Source organism: Methanolobus sp. ZRKC4, assembly GCF_045291305.1.
In the GTDB taxonomy this organism is placed as follows: domain Archaea; phylum Halobacteriota; class Methanosarcinia; order Methanosarcinales; family Methanosarcinaceae; genus Methanolobus.
Genome location: NZ_CP146983.1, coordinates 1,818,162 through 1,839,305, shown reverse-complemented (window position 1 = coordinate 1,839,305; position 21,144 = coordinate 1,818,162). Strand labels below are relative to the sequence as shown.

18 protein-coding genes are annotated in these 21,144 nt (G+C 38.4%); 8 read left to right on the top strand and 10 right to left on the bottom strand.

Features of this window, described 5'->3' with window-relative positions; genetic code table 11:
• Positions 1–866: 866 nt before the first annotated feature.
• Complete coding sequence (locus V7O67_RS09415) at positions 867–1,427, bottom strand: PEF-CTERM sorting domain-containing protein (RefSeq protein ID WP_406669932.1); 561 nt, start codon at positions 1,425–1,427, stop codon at positions 867–869.
• A 112-nt stretch (positions 1,428–1,539) separates the two neighbouring features.
• Positions 1,540–1,683, bottom strand: coding sequence for a hypothetical protein (locus tag V7O67_RS09410; RefSeq protein ID WP_406669931.1), 144 nt, complete (start codon positions 1,681–1,683; stop codon positions 1,540–1,542).
• Between the two features lie 355 nt (positions 1,684–2,038).
• Between V7O67_RS09410 and V7O67_RS09405 the strand changes: the two genes are divergently transcribed.
• The 5 genes from V7O67_RS09405 to V7O67_RS09385 all read left to right on the top strand — a co-directional run bounded on the left by V7O67_RS09405 (position 2,039) and on the right by V7O67_RS09385 (position 6,445).
• Positions 2,039–2,305, top strand: coding sequence for a transposase (locus tag V7O67_RS09405; RefSeq protein ID WP_406669930.1), 267 nt, complete (start codon positions 2,039–2,041; stop codon positions 2,303–2,305).
• Between the two features lie 315 nt (positions 2,306–2,620).
• Positions 2,621–3,157: a DUF2284 domain-containing protein gene (locus V7O67_RS09400; protein WP_342305077.1), complete on the top strand. Its 537-nt coding sequence runs from the start codon at positions 2,621–2,623 to the stop codon at positions 3,155–3,157.
• A 29-nt stretch (positions 3,158–3,186) separates the two neighbouring features.
• Positions 3,187–3,987: a ribonuclease III domain-containing protein gene (locus V7O67_RS09395; protein WP_342305078.1), complete on the top strand. Its 801-nt coding sequence runs from the start codon at positions 3,187–3,189 to the stop codon at positions 3,985–3,987.
• A 294-nt stretch (positions 3,988–4,281) separates the two neighbouring features.
• Positions 4,282–4,827, top strand: a complete 546-nt coding sequence (locus V7O67_RS09390) for a carbonate dehydratase (RefSeq protein WP_342305079.1) — start codon at positions 4,282–4,284, stop codon at positions 4,825–4,827.
• A gap of 184 nt (positions 4,828–5,011) precedes the next feature.
• On the top strand, positions 5,012–6,445 hold the full coding sequence (locus V7O67_RS09385) for a carbon starvation protein A (protein WP_342305080.1): 1,434 nt from the start codon (positions 5,012–5,014) through the stop codon (positions 6,443–6,445).
• 298 nt (positions 6,446–6,743) lie between these two features.
• Here V7O67_RS09385 and V7O67_RS09380 read toward each other — a convergent pair whose 3' ends face one another.
• The 5 genes from V7O67_RS09380 to V7O67_RS09360 form a co-directional block, all read right to left on the bottom strand.
• Positions 6,744–8,282 carry a SulP family inorganic anion transporter gene (locus V7O67_RS09380; RefSeq protein WP_342305081.1) on the bottom strand — a complete coding sequence of 513 codons (1,539 nt, stop codon included), beginning with the start codon at positions 8,280–8,282 and terminating at the stop codon, positions 6,744–6,746.
• A 1,161-nt stretch (positions 8,283–9,443) separates the two neighbouring features.
• Positions 9,444–9,854, bottom strand: coding sequence for a hypothetical protein (locus V7O67_RS09375; protein ID WP_342305082.1), 411 nt, complete (start codon positions 9,852–9,854; stop codon positions 9,444–9,446).
• 156 nt (positions 9,855–10,010) lie between these two features.
• Positions 10,011–10,292, bottom strand: a complete 282-nt coding sequence (locus tag V7O67_RS09370; protein ID WP_342305083.1) for a sugar-specific transcriptional regulator TrmB — start codon at positions 10,290–10,292, stop codon at positions 10,011–10,013.
• A gap of 108 nt (positions 10,293–10,400) precedes the next feature.
• Entirely contained in the window at positions 10,401–10,913 is a 513-nt protein-coding gene (locus tag V7O67_RS09365) for a dihydrofolate reductase family protein (protein ID WP_342305085.1), read from the bottom strand.
• Between the two features lie 42 nt (positions 10,914–10,955).
• A complete protein-coding gene (locus V7O67_RS09360; RefSeq protein ID WP_342305086.1) occupies positions 10,956–11,384 on the bottom strand; it encodes a hypothetical protein in 429 nt (142 codons plus the stop codon).
• A gap of 555 nt (positions 11,385–11,939) precedes the next feature.
• Between V7O67_RS09360 and V7O67_RS09355 the strand changes: the two genes are divergently transcribed.
• Positions 11,940–12,197 carry a hypothetical protein gene (locus V7O67_RS09355; RefSeq protein ID WP_342305088.1) on the top strand — a complete coding sequence of 86 codons (258 nt, stop codon included), beginning with the start codon at positions 11,940–11,942 and terminating at the stop codon, positions 12,195–12,197.
• A 15-nt stretch (positions 12,198–12,212) separates the two neighbouring features.
• Complete coding sequence (locus tag V7O67_RS09350; RefSeq protein ID WP_342305089.1) at positions 12,213–14,366, top strand: Tex family protein; 2,154 nt, start codon at positions 12,213–12,215, stop codon at positions 14,364–14,366.
• A 168-nt stretch (positions 14,367–14,534) separates the two neighbouring features.
• On the opposite strand, the gene V7O67_RS09345 is transcribed toward V7O67_RS09350, so the two are convergent.
• The 3 genes from V7O67_RS09345 to V7O67_RS09335 form a co-directional block, all read right to left on the bottom strand.
• A complete protein-coding gene (locus V7O67_RS09345) occupies positions 14,535–16,265 on the bottom strand; it encodes a thiamine pyrophosphate-binding protein (RefSeq protein WP_406669929.1) in 1,731 nt (576 codons plus the stop codon).
• 608 nt (positions 16,266–16,873) lie between these two features.
• Positions 16,874–18,550 carry a hypothetical protein gene (locus V7O67_RS09340; RefSeq protein WP_342305091.1) on the bottom strand — a complete coding sequence of 559 codons (1,677 nt, stop codon included), beginning with the start codon at positions 18,548–18,550 and terminating at the stop codon, positions 16,874–16,876.
• A gap of 433 nt (positions 18,551–18,983) precedes the next feature.
• Positions 18,984–19,247, bottom strand: a complete 264-nt coding sequence (locus tag V7O67_RS09335; RefSeq protein ID WP_406669928.1) for a hypothetical protein — start codon at positions 19,245–19,247, stop codon at positions 18,984–18,986.
• Positions 19,248–19,675: 428 nt separating this feature from the next.
• On the opposite strand from V7O67_RS09335, the gene V7O67_RS09330 reads away from it, so the two are divergent.
• A complete protein-coding gene (locus V7O67_RS09330) occupies positions 19,676–21,139 on the top strand; it encodes a hypothetical protein (protein WP_342305095.1) in 1,464 nt (487 codons plus the stop codon).
• The last annotated feature ends 5 nt before the right edge of the window (positions 21,140–21,144 follow it).

Below are 21,144 nucleotides of genomic sequence, written 5' to 3'. Positions count from 1 at the left end.
TGAATAGTTACAGATATCTTTTACATGCCTGTGAAATAAAACCAGCATACTGTGAGATTAGTAGATCAAAGCTATTTTCATTAAGATCAAGTGACTGCGAGTAATCCGATGATATAAAATGGAATACAACATCTGAATCATACGTCTTTCTCTTTGCAATTAAGTCAGCAACTGAATTAGTTTGTTCAATAAACTTATTTGATTTTAAATCAGTATCCACATATACAACTTCGGAAAAGAAAAAAGAAGGAGTGATATGGACAAAACTTCTTGGATAAAAACATATGAATATTGAATTTAGCTTTCAGTGCTTCAAACAAATCTGCTCTCTCAAAATTATTATCAACAAAATATTGTATATATAGTTCCTGCACATCAACATTCTTCAAGGCATCCCACCCATTTTGCTTTCTTAATTATATAGCAAAAACTTTATAGTTTCAGTTTATCAGTATTTCCCTCTCATGTGCATTCAAATTAAATGGTTTATCTTAGCCTTGATATCCGACTCGAGTTTTACTCACTTCTTACAACCTAAACCGCCAAGTAAAGGAAATCAGTTATTAGAAACTGGTAAATCCAGCAACTAGAACAATAGAGAACATCATCAAAAGATACAAAAAAACAAGAATTACGATTTTAACATCATTAGTACCACACATCACTATTCAGTGGGGACATATAAATATTTTTAATAAGCATAATTGCATTTTAAGTTGGTATCTGAATATTATATTCAATTGAATGTTGCTGGCTCTCTACAATAAAGGAAGATTTCCATAATTAAGGATTAAAAGGTACTATATTGTGGATTAAAGGTTTGGTAAAAAAGTAAGTAAAGGGATTGTAAAGCCCTTACTTAAGTATTATTCTTTTCTGCGCTGGAACACAAATGCCAGACCAAGAATTGCAGCCATAGGTAGTGCAATTGTAGGATATTCAGGAATCTCTGTATTAGAACAATTGTAACCATACTTGTAAATTGTTACATGTCCGTTGTGCACATGATCAACATTCGGGTTTTCTATTTTTATGCTGTGAGTGCTGCTTTCCAGACCAGTGATTTTCAGTGATCTTATTGTTTGTGCACTGATGGGCTGACCCCGTCCCGGAGATGCCCAGGTATCTCCTTCCCATACTTTTTCACCGTCTACATAGACCTTTGCATATCCATCGTTTCTGTCACTGGCAAATACAATGCAGAAGCAATCAGTCGGATATTCAGTTGTTATGAGCATGTGGCTGTTTTCAGAGATTATGGCAAGTCTTCCATCTGAATTGGTCCATATCTTACCTGAAATACTTGTATCAAAATAGGATTCATATCCACTTGTTATACGGTTATGGTTGTAACTATTCAGCCTGATAAAAACACTATCAATAGCAATCTTGACAAAAAGTTGAGACCTACATTTTATTAGGATCATTAATTTTGATTGTTGCCATTGATTGCTTTTTTGATTCTTAGGTTGTTAGTGAGCAAACATCTCCGTTTTGATTAAATCAGTATCAATAGGCTAATTGTGGTAGGCTGAATAGTTACTTGTGGTTTCCATATGTCCATATGTCAAGGTTGCATTCTTCTTCAGTAAACTCCACAGATACAGTTGCTGAAGCTGTTCCAATTACCATTAGCACTGCAAGCAATATAATAGATATTTTTATTGAATTGATATTTTTCATACTGTACCACCAAATTTAATAATAATCCATAGTCTCAATTTGGAAGCATATATACATTCTTGAAAAAATAGATAAGTTATGATTATGCTCATTATTATTTTTACATATTTGAGAAGTTATTAACAAAAATAACTGATTGAGGCATACAAATTAATTGTTGTTTTAATCAACCTTATTTTGTGTAAGATCTCGGAGAAAACAACAGTTACTATAATAATGATTAATTTGTACCGAGTTATTGGATTGCCAATTAATGGAAAACAGAACGAAGATAATCCATAATAAAGGAAATTATTCTTGAACCCATATCAAAACTATAAATACTATCTTTCTTAATATTATTATGGGGATATGAATGAAATTCAGAGAACTCTCTGATGAGCAATGGAAGTTTATTAGACCACACTTACCTCCGCAACCAATAACCGGAAGAAAGAGAGCTGATGACCGTATGGTCATCAATGGTATTCTCTTTGTTCTGATAACCGGTTGCAGATGGGGAGATACGCCAGTTAGTTATGGTTCCCAGAACTGCCTGGAGAAGACTAAAAAGGTGGTCAGAGGAAGGAATATGGACTGTGATAATGGAATTCCTTCGGGATTCCGCTTACCAAAAAGGTAAGTTCACCATGGATGTTGTATGTGTTGATAGCAGTTTCATTGAAACTAAAAAAGGGGGAGAAGATTCCGCATACAACGATCATAAAATTACGATTTTAAATTTGGATTTGACACTTTGTACACATCTATCTTTATTTTAATCGTCCTTATAAACTTCATTTTAATAAGAGTTGTTATGGTCTGTACTCCGTGAAGAACACCATACCTTGTCAGCAAGGTACACGATTCTGTCCAAGGATATAGATTTACATAAAATTGCTACAGAGCTTCAATTCGATTCTTTTTTAAACGATCGTGTTTTATTAAAGAGCATCAAATGACAAAAGACATCCAGATATTATTTGACAGGGCAAAAGAATTCGGGCTTGCAGCATACTTGCTGGATGCCTCTGAGATCGATGTGGAAAACAGAGCCAGGCTCAAATGTGCCTATGGGTGCAGAGGTTATGGAAAACGTCTGAGTTGCCCTCCACATATTATTTCAATTGATGAGTTCAGGGATATATTAAGAGAATATAGCGCAGCTATCCTGCTTATCGAAGAACATGATACTTCTGATGAAAAAGATATATTCAAAGCCTGGTCACGACTGCGCAAGGATTCTTTCCACAAGATGCTGGAACTGGAACATGAAGCTTTCAGAAATGGGTTCACATATGCACAATTACTCCGTCCGGGTGCCTGCAACGAATGTGATACTTGCGGTGATGTATGCAGAAAGCCGGAAATGAGACGTTTTCCTCCTGAAGCAGTTGGAGTAAACCTTTCCAAACTCATGGAGAAAAAAGGACTTGAAATTGAATACTGTAACTTTGACAGAGTCAAATGCGTAGGGATATTACTGCTCGAATAAGCAAGCAGGAAAAAAAGTGAGGAAAAAAAGTGAGAGTTAATCCAGACCTGAGTGTAAATGTAAATGACCTGGAAGAATTTCAGGAAATCATACAATTCAGATTCAATGATACCAGATACCTTGTACAGGCATTGTTACATGGTTCACTTTTTAGTGGTAATCAGGATAAATTGAGTGCTTTTAAAAAAGTGAATGGTCTTGAGAACAAGGATTACGAAAAACTTGAGTACCTTGGAGATTCGGTACTGGGCCTTATAGTTGCTGAATATGCATACCATAGCGAAGAGATCGATGAGTATGCAAGATCAAATGGACTTACTATCGAAGGTGTTTCCACAAAGATCAGGGAAGTACTTGCTTCGAACAAGAACCTCAAACCTGTAGCCCAAAAGATCAAGCTTTCAAGGTTTGTATTGTCTGAAGAGCTGGTAAATATTGACGGAAAACTTTCGGATATAATCGAAGCACTTATTGGAGCAATATATCTTGATGGCGGGCATAGCAAAAAAGACAGTAACTCCAATAACAATTATTTAATAGCAAAGGACTTTGTGTACAGGTTCTTTGATATAGACGATGCCCTTGGAAAGATACCTGTTTCCAATCCAAAGGGAAGAATACAGGAACTCTTCCACAAAACCGGGGCAGGGAACCCATGTTATAGGCTCACGGGAGAGAACGGACCAGACCACGATAAGAATTATACTGTAGGGCTTTATCTGGACGAAGAGTTACTTGCAACAGGAGAAGGCAACAGTAAAAGAAGCGCAGAGAAAGCTGCAGCTAAGAATTACCTGAAATCTATAGATGAATCTACTGACACGTCTTAAATTATGAATTCTTAAATCTCAAACTATTTTTCTTACAAGCGAGCCACAAGTGCTTCGAACCATCGGGAATTTTCAACATATTATCCAGTTATGTTAGAATTTCTGATGATTTTTATGCTTTTTTAAAGTTGAAAGTTATCACATATCACATTTTATTGTAGATTATATGCTAAAATATCTACAGTGGAACGTTTTCATCAATAAGTTTAAATAAGTTCTCATATATTATCATATACAATCACATATGAGGTTATCCTTCAGAAAATCAATCTTACATTAAAGGTGGTACTCAAAATGCTCTATCCAAATCCCCAAAATCAACATCCAATAATTAGTGAAAAGGCATGGATCTCTGAAACTGCGATCATTGTCGGAGATGTAACAATTGGTGATAATGTGTTTGTAGCGCATAACGCTATCATCAGAGCAGATGAACCCGGTTCTTCAGTTACAATAGGAGACAACTGCAATGTGCAGGATAATGTAATAGTTCATGCATTGTCCAATTCAGAAGTAATCATAGAAAAGAATACTTCACTTGCACATGGATGCATTGTTCATGGACCATGCAGTATCGGTCGCGGATGCTTTGTAGGATTCGGTGCTGTAGTGTTTGACTGTAATATCGGTAACAATGTCGTGGTTTTACATAATGCGACAGTTCGCGCTGTGGAAATACCTCCTCAGAAGGTCATACCAGATGGTAAAGTAATTACAAAGCAGGAAGATGTGGAAAGTCTTGAAGATATAACTTCCGATCTTGTCAAGTTCAAGAGTTCTGTTATTAATGCTAATGTAGAACTGGTCGATGGTTACAAAGCTCTCCCTCAAGAAGCCTGATAAAAAGTGAGAGTTAATGCTGAGAATACAGAAAAATACGTGTAATATGCTTTTTCTGTCATTTTTTACTATTTTTAATACATTGGTTATTTAGTTCCCTACTTTTTTTGTTTGATGTTTTTTATAAGAAGTTTACTTTTATACAATAACCTTTATTAGTTTTTGAATATATTACTTGTGTAATATGATTAGTTTTTTAGCTTCTTTAATTGCACTTGTAATGGGCTATTTCGTTTATGGAGCATTTGTAGAACGTATATTTGGAATTGAGCCCAGCAGAAAAACACCCGCATATACACAGGAAGATGGTGTTGATTTCATTCCTCTTAGCTGGCCTCAAATATTTCTTATCCAGTTTCTCAACATTGCAGGATTAGGTCCTATATTTGGTGCTATTATGGGTGCTTTATACGGTCCGGCAGCTTTTCTATGGATTGTACTGGGCAGTATTTTTGCAGGTGGAGTGCATGATTATTTTTCAGGAATGCTAAGTGTCCGCCACGGGGGAAAAAGCATTTCAGAAATTGTAGGGGTGTATTTAGGCAGACAAGTAAGAATAATCATGATCGCTTTCTCCTTCGTTTTGCTAATACTCATAGGAACTGTTTTCACTTCCGGCCCAGTAGGACTTCTAACCAATTTAGGATTTACAGGGATATTGGCCAAACAGAATTTCTGGCTGGCCATCATTCTTCTATATTATTTCATAGCCACAGTTGTTCCAGTCGATAAAGTTATAGGCCGCATTTATCCTTTATTTGGGGCCGTTTTACTTATAATGGCATTCAGCATCGGCTTTATGCTTCTTATAAAAGGTTATGAAATACCTGAAATCACTCTTCGGAGCTTGCATCCCGATAGTCAGCCTTTATGGCCCATGCTTTTCATAACCATTGCCTGCGGAGCTGTCAGCGGATTTCATTCAACGCAATCTCCCATAATGTCAAGGTGCCTGCCGAATGAGACGTATGGTCGCCGTGTTTTTTATGGAGCCATGATAGCAGAAGGAGTTATCGCACTGATTTGGGCTGCTGCTGCAATGTCTTTCTTCCCAGGAGGGATTTCCGGTTTAAATGAAGTGACTGTCACTGGAGGCGCTGCTTTAGTAGTAAACGATGTTTCACTGGGTTTGTTGGGACCTCTTGGAGGAATTCTAGCTATCCTGGGTGTTATTGTTTGTCCTATTACTTCTGGAGATACAGCTTTCAGAAGTGCACGTCTAACTGTGGCCGATGCGATAAACTTAAATCAGAAGCCTTTAAAAAACAGGTTGATAATAGCTGTCCCGATATTTGTCATGGGATTTGGACTGACCCTGATCGATTTTAGTGTTGTCTGGCGCTACTTTGCATTCTCAAACCAGGTATTAGCAACCATAGTCCTGTGGACATCTGCTGTTTATCTTGTAAAGAATGATAAACTACACTGGATAGCTACTTTGCCGGCTACATTCATGACAGCAGTAGTAACAACCTACATTTTGCAAGCACCTGAAGGTTTAAGTTTACCAATCAGCATCTCCTATCCTATCGGAATTATCTGTGCAGCTGTCGCTTTGTTCCAATTTGTGACCATAATATTTTCCCTAAATAGCAGATATGAAAACAAACTGAATTGAGGATATATAATTCAGATAAGCATTTTAATACAGAGTATATGGATTTCGAAGACATCAATTTCTCATGTAATGCACAATAAGCTTGCAGATGGAGCATATGGTAGTGCTAATTATCGATTTGAACTATTGAAAAGGAATACTATACTTATTGCACCGGTCAGTAAAGATACCATATTACAACAAAAGAACTGGGACATGCTTTATCATTTGCTACAAAAAATAAGTGAGGGTTTATCATAATTGCTGATATCCCTCTTCTTTAAATAACTGTTATCCGCCTATTTTCCATAGGGAAACCTTATGCCAGTATGTCAGAAGGAACTTTGTAATGCGGATCTTCCCAGTGATTAACCTCAATTATGGCAGATGCGTTGTCCAGTAGTATTTGACAATCTTCACTTAAATGGCGCAGATGAACCTTTTTACCTACCTTTGCATAGCGTTCAGTTATCTTATTTAATGCTTCAATTGCAGAATGGTCTGCAACTCTTGATTCTTTGAGATCAATAATTATCTCTTCCGGATCATTTAGTACATCAAATTTATTTTGAAACTCTGTAACTGAACCAAAGAACAACGGACCAAAGAATTCGTAGTGCTTTATTCCGTTTTCATCAACTACTTCTCTTGTACGCACCAGTTTGGCATTCTCCCAGGCAAAAGCCAATGCGGAAATGATAACACCTGCAATTACCGCTACTGCAAGGTTGTGGTAGATGACAGTTATAGCTGCGACGAGCACCATCACAATCACATCCGTCATGGGTACTTTACTAAGTATTTTCAACGAAGCCCATTCAAATGTTCCGATGGCAACTACAAACATCACTCCAACTAATGCTGCCATTGGTATCATTTCGATAAGAGGGGCGCCTACCAGCACAAAAAGTAATAGGGCAATAGCTGCAGCGACTCCTGATATTCTGCTTCTTGCACCTGAATTTATATTGATGAGACTTTGTCCTATCATGGCACAGCCGCCCATTCCTCCAAATAAGCCACAGACAAAATTGGCAACACCCTGTGCAACACTTTCTTTATTAGCCCTGCCTCTTGTTTCTGTCATTTCATCTATCACGGTCAGCGTCAATAGACTTTCTATCAAGCCTACCAATGCCATGATGAGTGAATATGGGAATACAATTTTCAGTGTTTCCAGATTGAATGGGACCTGAGGTATATGGAATTTAGGAAAACCGCCTGCAATGGATGCAATATCTCCAACTGTTCTGGTTTGTATCTGGAATGAGATCACAATGGCTGAAACAACTATAATCGCAGTTAGTGAAGCAGGAACAGCTTTTGTCAATCTGGGCATCAAATAGATGATAGCCATTGTCAGGCCTACAAAGCCTAGCATAATCATGAGTGCCTGTCCACCTAACCAGTGTTCTGTCCCATTGATGTCAATAAATTTGAACTGGGAAAGCTGAGCCATGAAAATAACGATAGCCAGTCCATTCACAAATCCAAACATTACTGCATGTGGCACAAGCCGAATGAATTTACCTAATTTCAAGGCTCCAATGCTAATCTGGATAATACCCATTAGAACTACTGCGGCAAAAAGATATTCAACTCCTTGTTGGATTACCAGGGCAACAACTACGACTGCTATTGCACCTGTGGCACCGGAGATCATTCCCGGTCTGCCGCCTATAATTGCTGTTATTAATCCAATGATGAATGCAGAGTAGAGTCCAACCAATGGACTAACATTTGCTATTATTGAAAAGGCTACAGCTTCAGGTACAAGGGCCAGTGAAACTGTCAGGCCGGATAACACCTCATTTTTGAGGTTTAATTCATCGTTCTTTAAATTTTCTATAAATGCCATATTTGGTCCTATTTTAAAAAATTACTATGCACCTACAAACTCTCAAATTCTTAATATTGAAAATGAGCTATTATAGATCGTGGGGTGTTTTGCGAAAAATGTAACTTTAGATGGAGTCACTTTGTGACTATTTATCCGGGTATGAAATGCTTTGAATTACCAGTGAAAAAAGCAAGCATGTTTCCAATAATCGCTTTATAACAACTGATCATCGGTTTCAGGACAGAAGTTATTGTAAAGGCAATTTGAAGTGTTATAATTGCTATAATAAAAACTGCCTTCTGATCACTGGAAATAATCCATTAAAACGCTTTATGATCCTGCTCTCAATCTCATTTGATTTATCCATCTAGATATACACCATCTATTTTTACGGAGCACCATAGAAGCGTCTGTCTATATATAAATATATAGTATGTTTAGGCTCTACAGAAGCACAAAAAACATAAAGGGAACAGTGTGTTTGTTCCACATTTCACTAATCTTCATGAATTCATTAGAGAATTTCTACAGAGCCAAAATTTAGTCAATATACTAAAAATTCGACATCTATGACTCGAAAAGCTTTAAATCGATAATTATCCGACAGTCTCCTGAAAAATAGACTTTGCGAATAAAAAAATGAGACATGATTTTAAAAAAACATACTATATGAATATTAAATGAAAATTTTTGCTACAAAGCAAAGGACCATAGTTAAAAATGAGGTAACTATTCAGCCTACCACAATTAGCCTATTGATACTGATTTAATCAAAACGGAGATGTTTGCTCACTAACAACCTAAGAATCAAAAAAGCAATCAATGGCAACAATCAAAATTAATGATCCGTAACTATTCAGCCTGATAAAAACGCTATCAATAACAATCTTGACAAAAAGTTGAAACGTAAATTTCATTAGGATCATTTATTTTGATTGTTGCTATTGATTGCTTTTTTGATTGTTAGATTGTTAGTGAGCAGACATCTCTATTTCGATGAAATCAGTACCAATAGGCAAATCGTGCCAGGCTGAATAGTTACAATGATCCTAATAAAATGTAGGTCTCAACTTTTTGTCAAGATTGCTATTGATAGTGTTTTTATCAGGCTGAATAGTTACAAAATGAGAACACATAACTTAAATAGAAAATGGCTCGGTAGAAATTATTCTACACGAATCATTTCTTTAACTTTTTAGATAGGTGGGATGCAAGGGTCATCTGGGTCATTATATGCTTGTGAAATTCCATATATGCTTTATTTGTGTTTGGAATTTTTGTTCTATAGTCAAAACTCAGGACATTCTCTACGACCTCATATGAACGATTGAAATCTTCAAGTTCTCCCGGAAAGTATTTTTCGAGCAGTGGCCTGCATTTTGTACACCATTCTTCATATTTGGCAGGCAGTATGTCAAGGATCTCTCTGGCTTCAGGTATTGGTTCATCATAACGATATATTTTTGATCCACCATCACTCTCTCCCTCAACCTCTACAAACTCTATCAATGGAAACAACTGTTTGGAATATGCAATTATCTCCGTAGACAGCCAGTTTGCTAATTTAATTTCATGTTCATCCGTATCCACATAAAACACCTTTTTTTCGATTTGCTGTATAGGTCATCATTCTATTAAGAATAAACTATTGGCTTTGTAGAAATTAAAGATATGAACCTCATTCGACTTCCTACAGAGCCTGAAAAAATGATATGTTGAGAAAAAATGATAGACTATACTTTCTGGTTAGTTGAAAAACTTACCATCCATCTTTTCCATGACCGTTGTTCCTATATCTGTCAGGACGTATTTTTTCCATGTGGTCTTTGCTGGAGTAAGACACTCAATAAGTCCATGGTCTTCAAATTCCTTTAAGGCACGACTGATATTCTGGGTCGATCTCTGGGTATCATGAGCTATTTCAGAAGCTTTGGCTATTAAGTGAGTTTTCATGTATTCCATTAAAATAAGCCTGCGGTCAACACTTACAACCCACTTTACCTGTTCATCGATTGAATCTTCTGTCATAATTCTTCCATTTCATTAATTAAAGACATCATTCAAATGTCCTATGATGTTTTTAGCTGTTGCTAAGTACTACAGGTTACTATTTAATTAATCCCATATACGACTTTGTTATGCCTTTGGTGTGTACACAAGCTCAACAAGTCCTGATTCATATTTCTCTGTACTTTTAAGTTCCAGCCCTATGCTCTTTTTTATGTCCCTGAAAAGTGGTATACCTTTTCCAAGCACTATTGGCTGTATTGCTATTCTGAGTTCATGGATAAGTCCTTTGTTGAGAAGCATGGAAATGATGGAAGCACCACCAACAACCCATATTGAGCCGCCGGTTCCAAGCATCAGGTTCTCGGTTGTGCCAACCGGATCATCTGAAAATATGACTCTGTCATCTTCAGAAGAAGGATGCTGCTTTGTGAATACATAACACTCTTTATCTTCATAAGGCCATTTACCAAAACCCAATACCTGTTCGTAAGTCTTGTGACCCATGAGCAAGGTTTCCACCCCATGCATAAATGAATCGAAGTCGTATTCTTCTTCCTGCAACAGCCAGTCCACATTCCCGTCCTCTGCTGCTATGAAGCCATCCAGGCTGCATGTTATCAATAATATGACATCTCTCATCTTTTTCCCACTCCCATTCATTACTTATTTATGCTCAACTTATCATGTCAACACATAAGGAAATACTGTAATTTTCCATTCATCTTCCTGTTTTACGAGCTCTATTTGCTCTGTGGTCATGCCCGTTTCTGACGTACCTTCTAGAAGAGTTTCCAGCCAAGAACTTGACTCAACAGATGATCTATTAACCAGCACATCAACGACTGCTTCATCCTCATAAATGTACTCATTTGAAATTTCTATGAGTTCATACTTTTCAGGATTTACATCTTTACAGCTGTTTACAAAAGATGCAAAGTCAGTATATTGCTTGTAATCTGATGACATCATGTCATAACATTCATCATAGTTCCCTTCGTCGAACTGTGATACAAAGTTCTCCACTGTTTTTGTGGGACTGCTTCCAATACCTGCGCATCCGGCATTTAGCAGGACCAACAACATTAAGGCTATTATTATCGCTTTTCTCATAAACCACACCAAACCTGCGTTAGTAAATGCATGTTCAATTTGTTTCTTTTTGTATAAATGTTCAATTATAAACCATATTGACTGATTCACCCTGTTATTGAGCTGAGTATTTTAATGGACAAAACAGTGTATTCAAAGTCAAACTAGAATAAGCTTTAATAAAACAGGAGTGGCACATTATTGGAAAGAACCCCACTCTCAAACAAAAGAGAATTTATTGATGAATAAATGAATGGGTTTTATTTTACTCCCTTTGTTCCTGCTACTGATATTAACGAGAAAGGAATCCACCATAGGGCAATAAGCAGGTACAATGCCATTTGCTCATGCTGCGTGCCTTCAAATATGTGATCTGAAATGATTATTGCAATCACAAAGATGATCGAAATTCCAATATTAAGAAATGCTGCTTTTTTAGGATGCATAGAATCACTATATGTTAGTAGGTATATGAATCTATAGAAATCCTCGGTATTCAAGCGAGAATGAAAGCTAATGGATTCTCTAAGTATAATTTTGTATTACATGGAATGAGGATGAGAAACGTCTACTATAGTGACTCCTGTAAATACAAAAAAAGAGGTGAGGGGGTGTGTGGGGGAGAGGGGAAAAGCTTATGAGTATTTCAAGGTTTATTTTTTTGTTAAAATTGTGCCTGTTTTTTGTGGTGGGCTGTACATATATGTGAATCATTCCCCAGACATCTATGGAAAATACCAATCTATAAAAATAGGTAATGCAATGGATGCAAGTACATCAATAATTGAAGAATTAGAAAACGTAGAGCATTTTTACAAAAACATTATATATTAATGCAGGATGTGCCGGATGAGTTCTCAATTTATTATAAGTAATATTGCAAAAGATCTTGAATTAAATGACCTTTCAATTAAATATACAATTGAACTTTTTGAAGATGGGGCAACCATCCCTTTTATTGCAAGGTACCGAAAAGAAAAAACCCATGGTCTGGATGAGACTAATATCCGCTCCATATCTGAAAAATATGAATATTACAAAGAGCTCGAAAAAAGAAAAGAAATCATTTTAAAGACAATTGAAGGCCAGGACAAACTAACCCTTGAACTTAAGCAGAAGATACTTGGCTGTACCGATAAAAACATTCTTGAGGACATGTACCTCCCTTTCAAGCCCAGAAAAATGACACGGGCTACCATTGCAAAAGAAAAGGGTCTTGAGCCGCTTGCTGATCTGATATACCTTCAGCAAAATATAAAAGGAACAAAAAAATCAATCGTCTCAAAATATATTGATCCAAAAAAAGGAGTACAGACATACGAAGATGCCCTTGCCGGCGCTTTGGACATTATTGCTGAACTGATATCAAACAACGAGTTCACGCGAGGATTGGTAAGGAATATTATTCAGAAAAGGGGTTTTATATCCTCAAAAGCAAAGAAAGACTGGATTGAAAAAAAATCAAAGTTCCAGAATTATTATGAATTTTCTGAATTAATACAAAAATCACCATCTCACAGGATGCTTGCGATTCGACGTGGATCAGCAGAGGATGTGCTTACCTGGAAGATTGAAGTTGATGAAGAGCACATAATAGGTCTGATCGAGTCAGATGTTGTTAAAAGAAGTGACTTTTTATTCACCGCAGAAATCAAGGATTCAGTAAAAGATAGTTTTAAAAGACTGATATTCCCTTCCATTGAAAAAGAAGTATTTAACCTCAAAATGGAGGATGCTGAAAAAGAAGCCATAAAGGTGTTTTCAAGGAACCTCAAAAATCTGCTTCTATCACCTCCTGCCGGCGCTAGAATAATAATGGGTATAGACCCCGGTTACCGGTCAGGATGTAAGGTTGTTGTAATCGACAAAAATGGAGATTTTAAGAAATTTAATGTGATCTATCCACATGAGCCTCAAAAAAGAGAGGATGAAGCATCCAGAATTCTCCTGAATCTAATTGAGCAATATGAAATCGAGCTGATCTCAATTGGAAATGGTACTGCTTCTAAGGAAACCGATATTTTTGTAAGGGATATTATAAACAGGCATGACCTCAACATAAGATCAGTTGTGGTCAGTGAAGCGGGGGCATCGGTTTATTCTGCGTCTGAAACTGCCATTCGAGAATTTCCTGATATGGACATAACAGTCAGGGGTGCTATCAGTATTGCCAGAAGACTGCAGGATCCACTTGCGGAATTGGTTAAAATTGATCCTAAATCAATAGGTGTGGGCCAGTATCAGCATGATATTGACCAGAAAGAATTAAAGAGATTCCTTGATATGACAGTTGAATCCTGTGTTAACTATGTGGGGGTCGAGCTCAATACTGCCTCAGTTGAATTATTGTCATATGCATCAGGTATCAAAAGAGCAATTGCTGAGAATATCGTACTATACAGAACTGAACACGGCTCTTTTAAGAGCAGAAAGGAGCTTAATAAAGTGTCCAGACTGGGCCCAAGAACATTTGAACAATGTGCCGGTTTTTTGAGAATACGGGCTAGTTCTAACCCACTTGATAATTCTGCGATCCATCCTGAGACGTACCATATTGTCGAAAAAATGGCTGCCGACAGAAAAGTCAGTCTCGATCAGATAATTGGGAATGAGAAGTTAATATCATTGATAGATATTGATAAATATGTAACAAAAGATTTCGGAATTCCTACGTTGACAGATATACTGGATGAATTGAAGAAGCCGGGTATTGATCCTAGAAAAGAGTTTAAAAGCGTGGAATTTTCTTCAGAGATCAACGATCTGGAGGATTTGACAGAGGATATGATACTTGAAGGTAATGTAACCAATGTGACGAATTTCGGTGCTTTTGTCGATATAGGTGTTCATCAGGACGGACTGATCCATATTTCAAAATTGAGTGACAGCTTTGTAAAAGATCCCAATGATGTAGTTTCTGTTGGCGATACTGTAACTGTCAAGGTTTTGGACGTTGATGTTGCCTTAAAGAGAGTATCTCTTGAGATGGTGAAGGAGAAATGATTACAATGAAGGGAAAAGTAATGAGGTTAATTACGAAAATATCGGAATTTTCGAAAGATTTCGGATTTGAACCATAAGTAACAACTTCTCATGATTTTTCATTTTTACGGTTAATTGAATGATGGGGATTTCCATACTCCCCACTCACAATCGATATATGTATCGTTTTCACTCGATGTTATTACCGGATACCTCCTTAATATACGGCCCCAATATCATGTCTTTGTACGCTCCTCCTGCCGGAACCTTGGGATAGAGGGTTTCCTCCCTGTCTGTGCAGATTTCCATGAAACACGGCCCTTCAGCATCTAGGAAGACCTCAAGTTCATCCTTCAGGCTGTTCTTTTCGGTTATTCTCTTTGCGTACTCGAAACCAAATGATTTTGCAATTTCTGCGAAGTGAACATCTTTTTGTCTTTGTGTCCCGGTTCTGATTCCCTCATAAGCAGCATCCTGCAGATTCTGGACCATGCCGTCGCTCCTGTTATTTAGCAGGAGTATTTTGACGGGTATATTCAGTGAAGCGATGGTATGCAGTTCTCCAAGATTCATCCTGAGACTACCGTCCCCGTCGATTGCGATGATTTTTGCATCCGGGTTAGCATAGTGAACGCCGATAGCCGTTGGCATGGAGAAACCCATCGTTCCGAAGGAACCTGATGTCATGAAGGACTTTACTTTCTGCATGGTAAGGTACTGGGCTGCAAGCATCTGATGATTGCCGACACCTGTTGTTATCATGGTGTTTTCGTCAATGCAGTCTGCAAGAAGCGCCATTATCCCGGCGGATTGAATCTGCTCGGACTTCCTGTTATAATCAAGGGGCCAGGAATTCTTCAGGAATCTTGCACGATCCTGCCATTCCTGAATATCCAGTTTGATATCGTGTTTCCTGGCGTAGTCCAGAAGGTCCCGGATAGCTGTGGCAGCATCCCCGATGAACGTGAATTTCGGGCCACGCTCGATCTTGATCTGGTGCATCTTCTCGGGATTGATATCGATGTAGGCTATGTCGATGCCGATAGCAAACCCGACCTTTTCCGCAACCCTGTCATCCCAGCGGACGCCGATAGCGAAGAAGAAATCGTTCTCCTGTATGAGCATGTTGGCATATGGTGTGCCGAACATCCCGAGCATGCCAAGGTTGAGCTCGTCCCGTCCGTCAATAACACCCTTTGCCATGAGGGTATTGACAGATGGTATCCGGAAATACTCATTAAACTCCCTGATAGCCTGGCTACCTGCTTCTGAGTTCAGACCGCCTCCGAGATACAGCAGTGGTCGCTTTGAGTTCAGGAACAACTCAAAGAACTCCTCGCATTGTTCTTCACAAAGGTGCCTGTCATCGTGGTAGCTTTCCTCAAAACGCATGATGTTGATGTCCTGGTATTCGTGCATCTTCTGCTGTTTATCCAGAGGAATATCTATGACAACAGGTCCGGGCTTTCCCGACTTAGCAAAGTAGTATGCGTCCTTGATCATCGACTCGAGGTCATCATCATTTGAAACCTGAATAACCTTCTTGGCAGCCTCTCCAAAGATACCCTTGACATTGATGTGCTGGAAGGAGTCGGTACCTATCTTATGCTCGGGGACCTGCCCTGCAAAAACAAGCAGGGGAATGCTGTCTCCATAGGCATCTGCAACACTTGTGAGGGTGTTGGTAATTGCAGGTCCGGATGTGACTATAGCAACACCGACCTCATTGCTCGACCTGGAATAACCGGCCGCACTGAAAGCCGCCGACTGCTCATTAGAGTTGATGATTATATCGATGTCACTCTTCTCAAGTGCATGGAAAACCGGCAGTATTGCAGCTCCGGTATAACCGAAAATTTGTTTGACCCCGAGGTCTTCCAGACATTTAACTAAGACTTCTGCTCCATTCATTTCTTCCATTTTGATTCTCCATGAAAGAAACGATCCCGGCACAGGATACACTATTCAGTAATTAACCAGAAAATACGCGCACTTGAGCCAGAAAAGTTTCTTTTGTTAGCTCAAGCGTTTAGCACTACCACTACTACGGACACAGGTACATTGGGTACGGTGTGAGTTGTGGTAGGGTTAGACATTATCTGAGAATTGGGGGAGGTGATATTTAAGGGTTATTGGGAATGACAAAGTTTAATTTAATTTATGATTTAGTGAGTTGATTAGTATATCTCATCATTTGTTGAATTTTCCCAAGATTCAGCAAGTTGAAATAATAAATCGCGAACATCTCCTTTGTATCGATTAACTTCATATATTAATAGAGTAGTATCATGTTCAACTGGAAGATATTTAAGAAGAAGCCTAACATATTGAGCTTTAGTTGTCTCTGTTTTAAGGCAATTCAGCAATTCAAGTGCTTTATTTGTTGATACTTTGTTACTTTCTAATTGACTGATTAACTTGCGCAGAATTATTTGATCAGAAACTAAGTTAAGTAAACTTTTTGGACTAAACTATTTTATGAAAGAAAAAGAAAGTGGCCAGGGAAAATGCCATTCCTACATTTAGAATTACGATTTCCTTACTAGCACAACCAGGAAAACCATAAATAAGGATATCCAGAGTTCAAAACCCGGAAGTCCCTTTTTTTTAGCCTCTGGAATTACGGTTTCTTCCAGGGTTGGAATTACTTCAGATCCATCAGGTAATGTCATTGGAGTTGTTGGATCCTTTGAAATCAGTTCAACTTCTGCAACCTCACCTTTCTTTATAGCCTGCTCCCCATAATTTTGCAGTTGCTCTGTATTGGTGTTCATGGCAAAGAAATCAAAATTACCATCATCAAATGCTGTAATGTCAACATCATATTCATCTGTATTCGGAAGAATGAAATACCATGAATAGCCTCCTTCTCCATCTCCCATCCTCGTAACGTAAGCATTCGGGATCTCGAAGATCATTTCATCATCATCGATAGCACCCAGTTGACGGCCACTATTGTCAGTGATCAGAATATTTACCGGACATTGTCCAAAGCCTACCAATGCACCTGCATCCCCAATCAGGTCACCTGTTTCAGAAACAAATTCTCCGGCTGTAGTCCATAGGGCATAGTGAAAATCACTTGGGTCTTTGGTCGTATTGTATTCATTCCTGTATCCTTGAGAGGTATCACCTGCGATTGGTGAAAAAACATCTTCCCATACGCTGATAGACATTACTTCAGGCTTCTGGCTATACCATGGATCAAAGACCATTCCGGTCTTTTTCCAGTTAGTCCCTTTAGGATATACAACGACCGCATGGTGGGCGCTGTATGAGCCTTCTATGGGGCCAAAATCATATCCGCTCAAAAGGTGACATTCTTCAGGATTAGACTGCATTTTACTCAAAAATACCAATACATTGGATTGATATGCTCCACAGGTAAATTCTCCGTATTCATCATTTGTAATAGAATACAGGTTTGTAGCATAGCCCGGATTCATGCTGCTAAAAGGTGCCCACACATCTCCGGCTTTTAGGTCTCTGTGATAGGGACCTTCCGGTATCCGTTGTTTGTAGAGCCGGATAACTTCCTGGAAATCTGCTTTCTTGTCACAAGGGCATGTTACAACCACTTCTGCCTGGTCTACTATTTCTCCATCCATTCTGGCAAAAACAGTGCAAGTACCGATCTCTTCTGATGTGAAAACACCATTTCGATCAATTGTTCCTATAATTACATTGCTTCTGAACTCACTAAGTGATTTGGATTGTCCAACAATCCATTTTACATCACTGTGATCTATCTCTGAATAAATACCACCTCTTTCTTTTTTCAAAGTGAAATCGATAGTTTTACCGCATTCGATCTCTTGATAAGTAGGAGTAATGAAAAAGTCATCTGTTTCATCTGCTTCAGCCATTATAAAAAAATTCAAATATCTAAGATCTCGAGATTGTTTACTCGACACTTGTACAGCATGAAAACTACTTGTTTTATATGTAAGCTGATCAGAATCTGAGTTTACAAGATAGGACAACATGAATTCGTTAGTTGAATTATGTATTCTCTTTATAGGAAAGCCACGTTTGAGGAGCGACCATCCTTTGGTATCCACTCCTTCAACTTCAATTATAGTACGAACCCCTGCCTGCTTGTTTTCCGGAGTAATATCAACTAAAAATGTGACATAATCACCCCTTCCTTCAACATGGTACGCAGGGTCGCATCCTACTATATCCCCATTGGGAAAGGTGAACATGAAGGTATATTCTCCAGAAGGGTCCTGAAATTCATAAGTTGGAGCTGCCGATGCGACAATGATCGCCGAAGTAAAAAGCGTTATAGAAAGAATCAGAATAATCAGCAATCTATCTTTTTTAAAATTTGTATTGTTTAAGCACATACTTACCTCTGTATAAAGAAACAGAATTATCTATGCAGCCTGTACTAATCAAAACAAATGTGGTACATACAATTACTAGAATAATCTTAATTTTAAGCATAGAATGCCTATCAAAGTAATGATATATATATTCTGTTAAAAATTTAACGTAAAGATAATCTATACACACTACAAATATGAGGCTCTGGATGCCCGGTTTGCTTCCATAAATATCAGATAAATCGTGATTATTGTCTGTTTCATAGCCAGTAATCCTTATTTAGTTTGGAAAAACAAGAAACTGACGCATTCAGTCATCCATTTCTCCAACAGCTTTCCTCGTCCTGCAGAACAACACATTCTCCCCGTTCCACATATCAATATCAGGCAACACGTCATCAAAGCATTCGATGTCCCCAAAGCCTTCCGGCTCCAGCATGGGCTTCAGATCACCGGACGAAAAGAAATGTGTCCAGAAGCGATAGACATCGAAGTTTTCTGATTTATCCATTACAATATGCTGGTACAGTATCACTTTCTCATCCGGGTACAGGAATGAATCCGAAAGCACCATGTATGGCCTGTCCTTCCAGAAGCCGCTCTCTTCAATCTCCCATGACCTTTCTGAGACTTTCAGTATTAAAAAAGTTCAAACTTTGGCTCTATAGAAATCCTCAGTATTCAGGTGAGAAGAAAAGCTAATGGGTTTCTAAGTGCTATTTTACATTAAATGAGGATGAGAAAACGCTTACTATAGGGGCTCCTGTAATAAAAAAAAGGGGTGAGGGGTTCGGGTGAGAGGGGAAAATCCTATTGAGAGGATTTCAATGTCGTTTTTTGTTCAAATAAGGATTTCTACAGAACCATAAAATCGGTATTTCTTATGCTGCTACCAAATTACATGTAATCCATTTACCAGAATAAAATCAAAAAGTTAATAAATAAATAGTGTAACATAAAATGGACAATTAATTACCAAATAAAATGGTTGGATGGTAAAAAATGAAATCAAAAATAGTAGTAGCATTGCTCTTGATAGGCATAATTGCACTTTCGGGATGTACAGACATAAGTGACTCATATAAGCCTGGAAGCTTCGGAGCAACCGAAGAAGAGCAGCAGATCGTAGAGGCAGTAACGGATAAATATGGCGATATGACAGCCACAGGCGAACCACGACTTCTTGAAGTGATGATGACATCAGCAACACAAAATTTCATACCAGTCGATAAAGTACTGAAATATTCAAAGGATTCAGAAGAATTGTACGCATGGTTCATCTATGATAACTTTGAGAACGACATAATAAGTGTAGAATGGATATACCTTGACACTGATTTCTCGATATATACCTTCGAATCAGAAACTGGCGAAGACTTTGGACGCGGAACATTCATTCTTGAAAAGCCTGATGAAGGCTGGCCACTTGGAGATTACAAAGTAATAATAAGCGGAGCAGGAGTCGAAGAATCCGTAGAATTTGAAATAATAGACGGAGCAACTGTTTCAACACCTCTGGAACTAGCCGGTGCAACAATCAACAGCCAAAAAGCAGAATTTGAAAACGCAGACTCAACAGATGAACTACCAACTCCACAAAGCGGATTCACAGCAGAAAGCACATCATCCAGCTTCGTAGGAGAATGGACTTCAAACTGGGGCGATATGATATTCACACAATCAGGTGACAAGATAATTGGTGAATACACACACGACGAGGGAAGACTTGAAGGTGTTGTAAACGGCGATGTATTCATAGGAACCTGGTCCGAAAGCCCTTCATACGCAGAACCAAACGATGCAGGTGACGCAGAACTTAAACTAAGCAGTGATGGAAATTCATTCCAAGGAAACTGGAGATATGGCTCTGATAGTGCAGGATGGAGCGGTGGCTGGACAGGAACCAGAATGGAGCAGTCAACAACTGCAACCACGACATCACCATCATCAGACACAGTACCTGGCTGGTATCTCACAACAGTTGAAGACTACGGTGACAAGGTAGTAAGCACACATGACTACTACAGCTACGATGTAGATTACGAAAGAGCGAATGTCTGGACCAGTGACATCGGAGACAAAGGCGAAACTGCACAGGTAAGAACGATCTCTGAAGAACCAAATGACTTCTACGCCGCCGAAGAAGAGATTTCAATCAAAGTAAGAAAGGAAGCCACCTTCATGGAAACTGGCGGACTTGGACTTGGTGATACAAGCGCCATTGACATAGATATGGCAGATATGGCAATTGACAGAGGTTCCTCAAGCCACTATTATCTGGAAGATGAAACATATGGAGCTTACTTCAAGATGGACTGGCAGGATGCAACAGGCACCATCAAAGAAGGAACATTCAAAGCAAATGCACCGAGAGAAAACGCATTTAGTGGTTCGTTCAGAATACTTTACTACTATAGTAATGGAGCATCCTACAGAACAAACTACATATACGAATGGAGAGAGTGATTCTC

Bases quoted from the DNA above. Each gene is read 5' to 3' on its own strand.
- V7O67_RS09335 (WP_406669928.1), bottom strand. From the start codon at position 19,247: ATGGTGCTTTCGGATTCATTCCTGTACCCGGATGAGAAAGTGATACTG.
- V7O67_RS09390 (WP_342305079.1), top strand. From the start codon at position 4,282: ATGCTCTATCCAAATCCCCAAAATCAACATCCAATAATTAGTGAAAAG.
- V7O67_RS09370 (WP_342305083.1), bottom strand. From the start codon at position 10,292: ATGACAGAAGATTCAATCGATGAACAGGTAAAGTGGGTTGTAAGTGTT.
- V7O67_RS09365 (WP_342305085.1), bottom strand. From the start codon at position 10,913: ATGAGAGATGTCATATTATTGATAACATGCAGCCTGGATGGCTTCATA.
- V7O67_RS09380 (WP_342305081.1), bottom strand. From the start codon at position 8,282: ATGGCATTTATAGAAAATTTAAAGAACGATGAATTAAACCTCAAAAAT.
- V7O67_RS09415 (WP_406669932.1), bottom strand. From the start codon at position 1,427: ATGATCCTAATAAAATGTAGGTCTCAACTTTTTGTCAAGATTGCTATT.
- V7O67_RS09345 (WP_406669929.1), bottom strand. From the start codon at position 16,265: ATGGAAGAAATGAATGGAGCAGAAGTCTTAGTTAAATGTCTGGAAGAC.
- V7O67_RS09400 (WP_342305077.1), top strand. From the start codon at position 2,621: ATGACAAAAGACATCCAGATATTATTTGACAGGGCAAAAGAATTCGGG.
- V7O67_RS09350 (WP_342305089.1), top strand. From the start codon at position 12,213: ATGAGTTCTCAATTTATTATAAGTAATATTGCAAAAGATCTTGAATTA.
- V7O67_RS09330 (WP_342305095.1), top strand. From the start codon at position 19,676: ATGAAATCAAAAATAGTAGTAGCATTGCTCTTGATAGGCATAATTGCA.
- V7O67_RS09340 (WP_342305091.1), bottom strand. From the start codon at position 18,550: ATGTTCACCTTTCCCAATGGGGATATAGTAGGATGCGACCCTGCGTAC.
- V7O67_RS09405 (WP_406669930.1), top strand. From the start codon at position 2,039: ATGAAATTCAGAGAACTCTCTGATGAGCAATGGAAGTTTATTAGACCA.
- V7O67_RS09385 (WP_342305080.1), top strand. From the start codon at position 5,012: ATGATTAGTTTTTTAGCTTCTTTAATTGCACTTGTAATGGGCTATTTC.
- V7O67_RS09360 (WP_342305086.1), bottom strand. From the start codon at position 11,384: ATGAGAAAAGCGATAATAATAGCCTTAATGTTGTTGGTCCTGCTAAAT.
- V7O67_RS09410 (WP_406669931.1), bottom strand. From the start codon at position 1,683: ATGAAAAATATCAATTCAATAAAAATATCTATTATATTGCTTGCAGTG.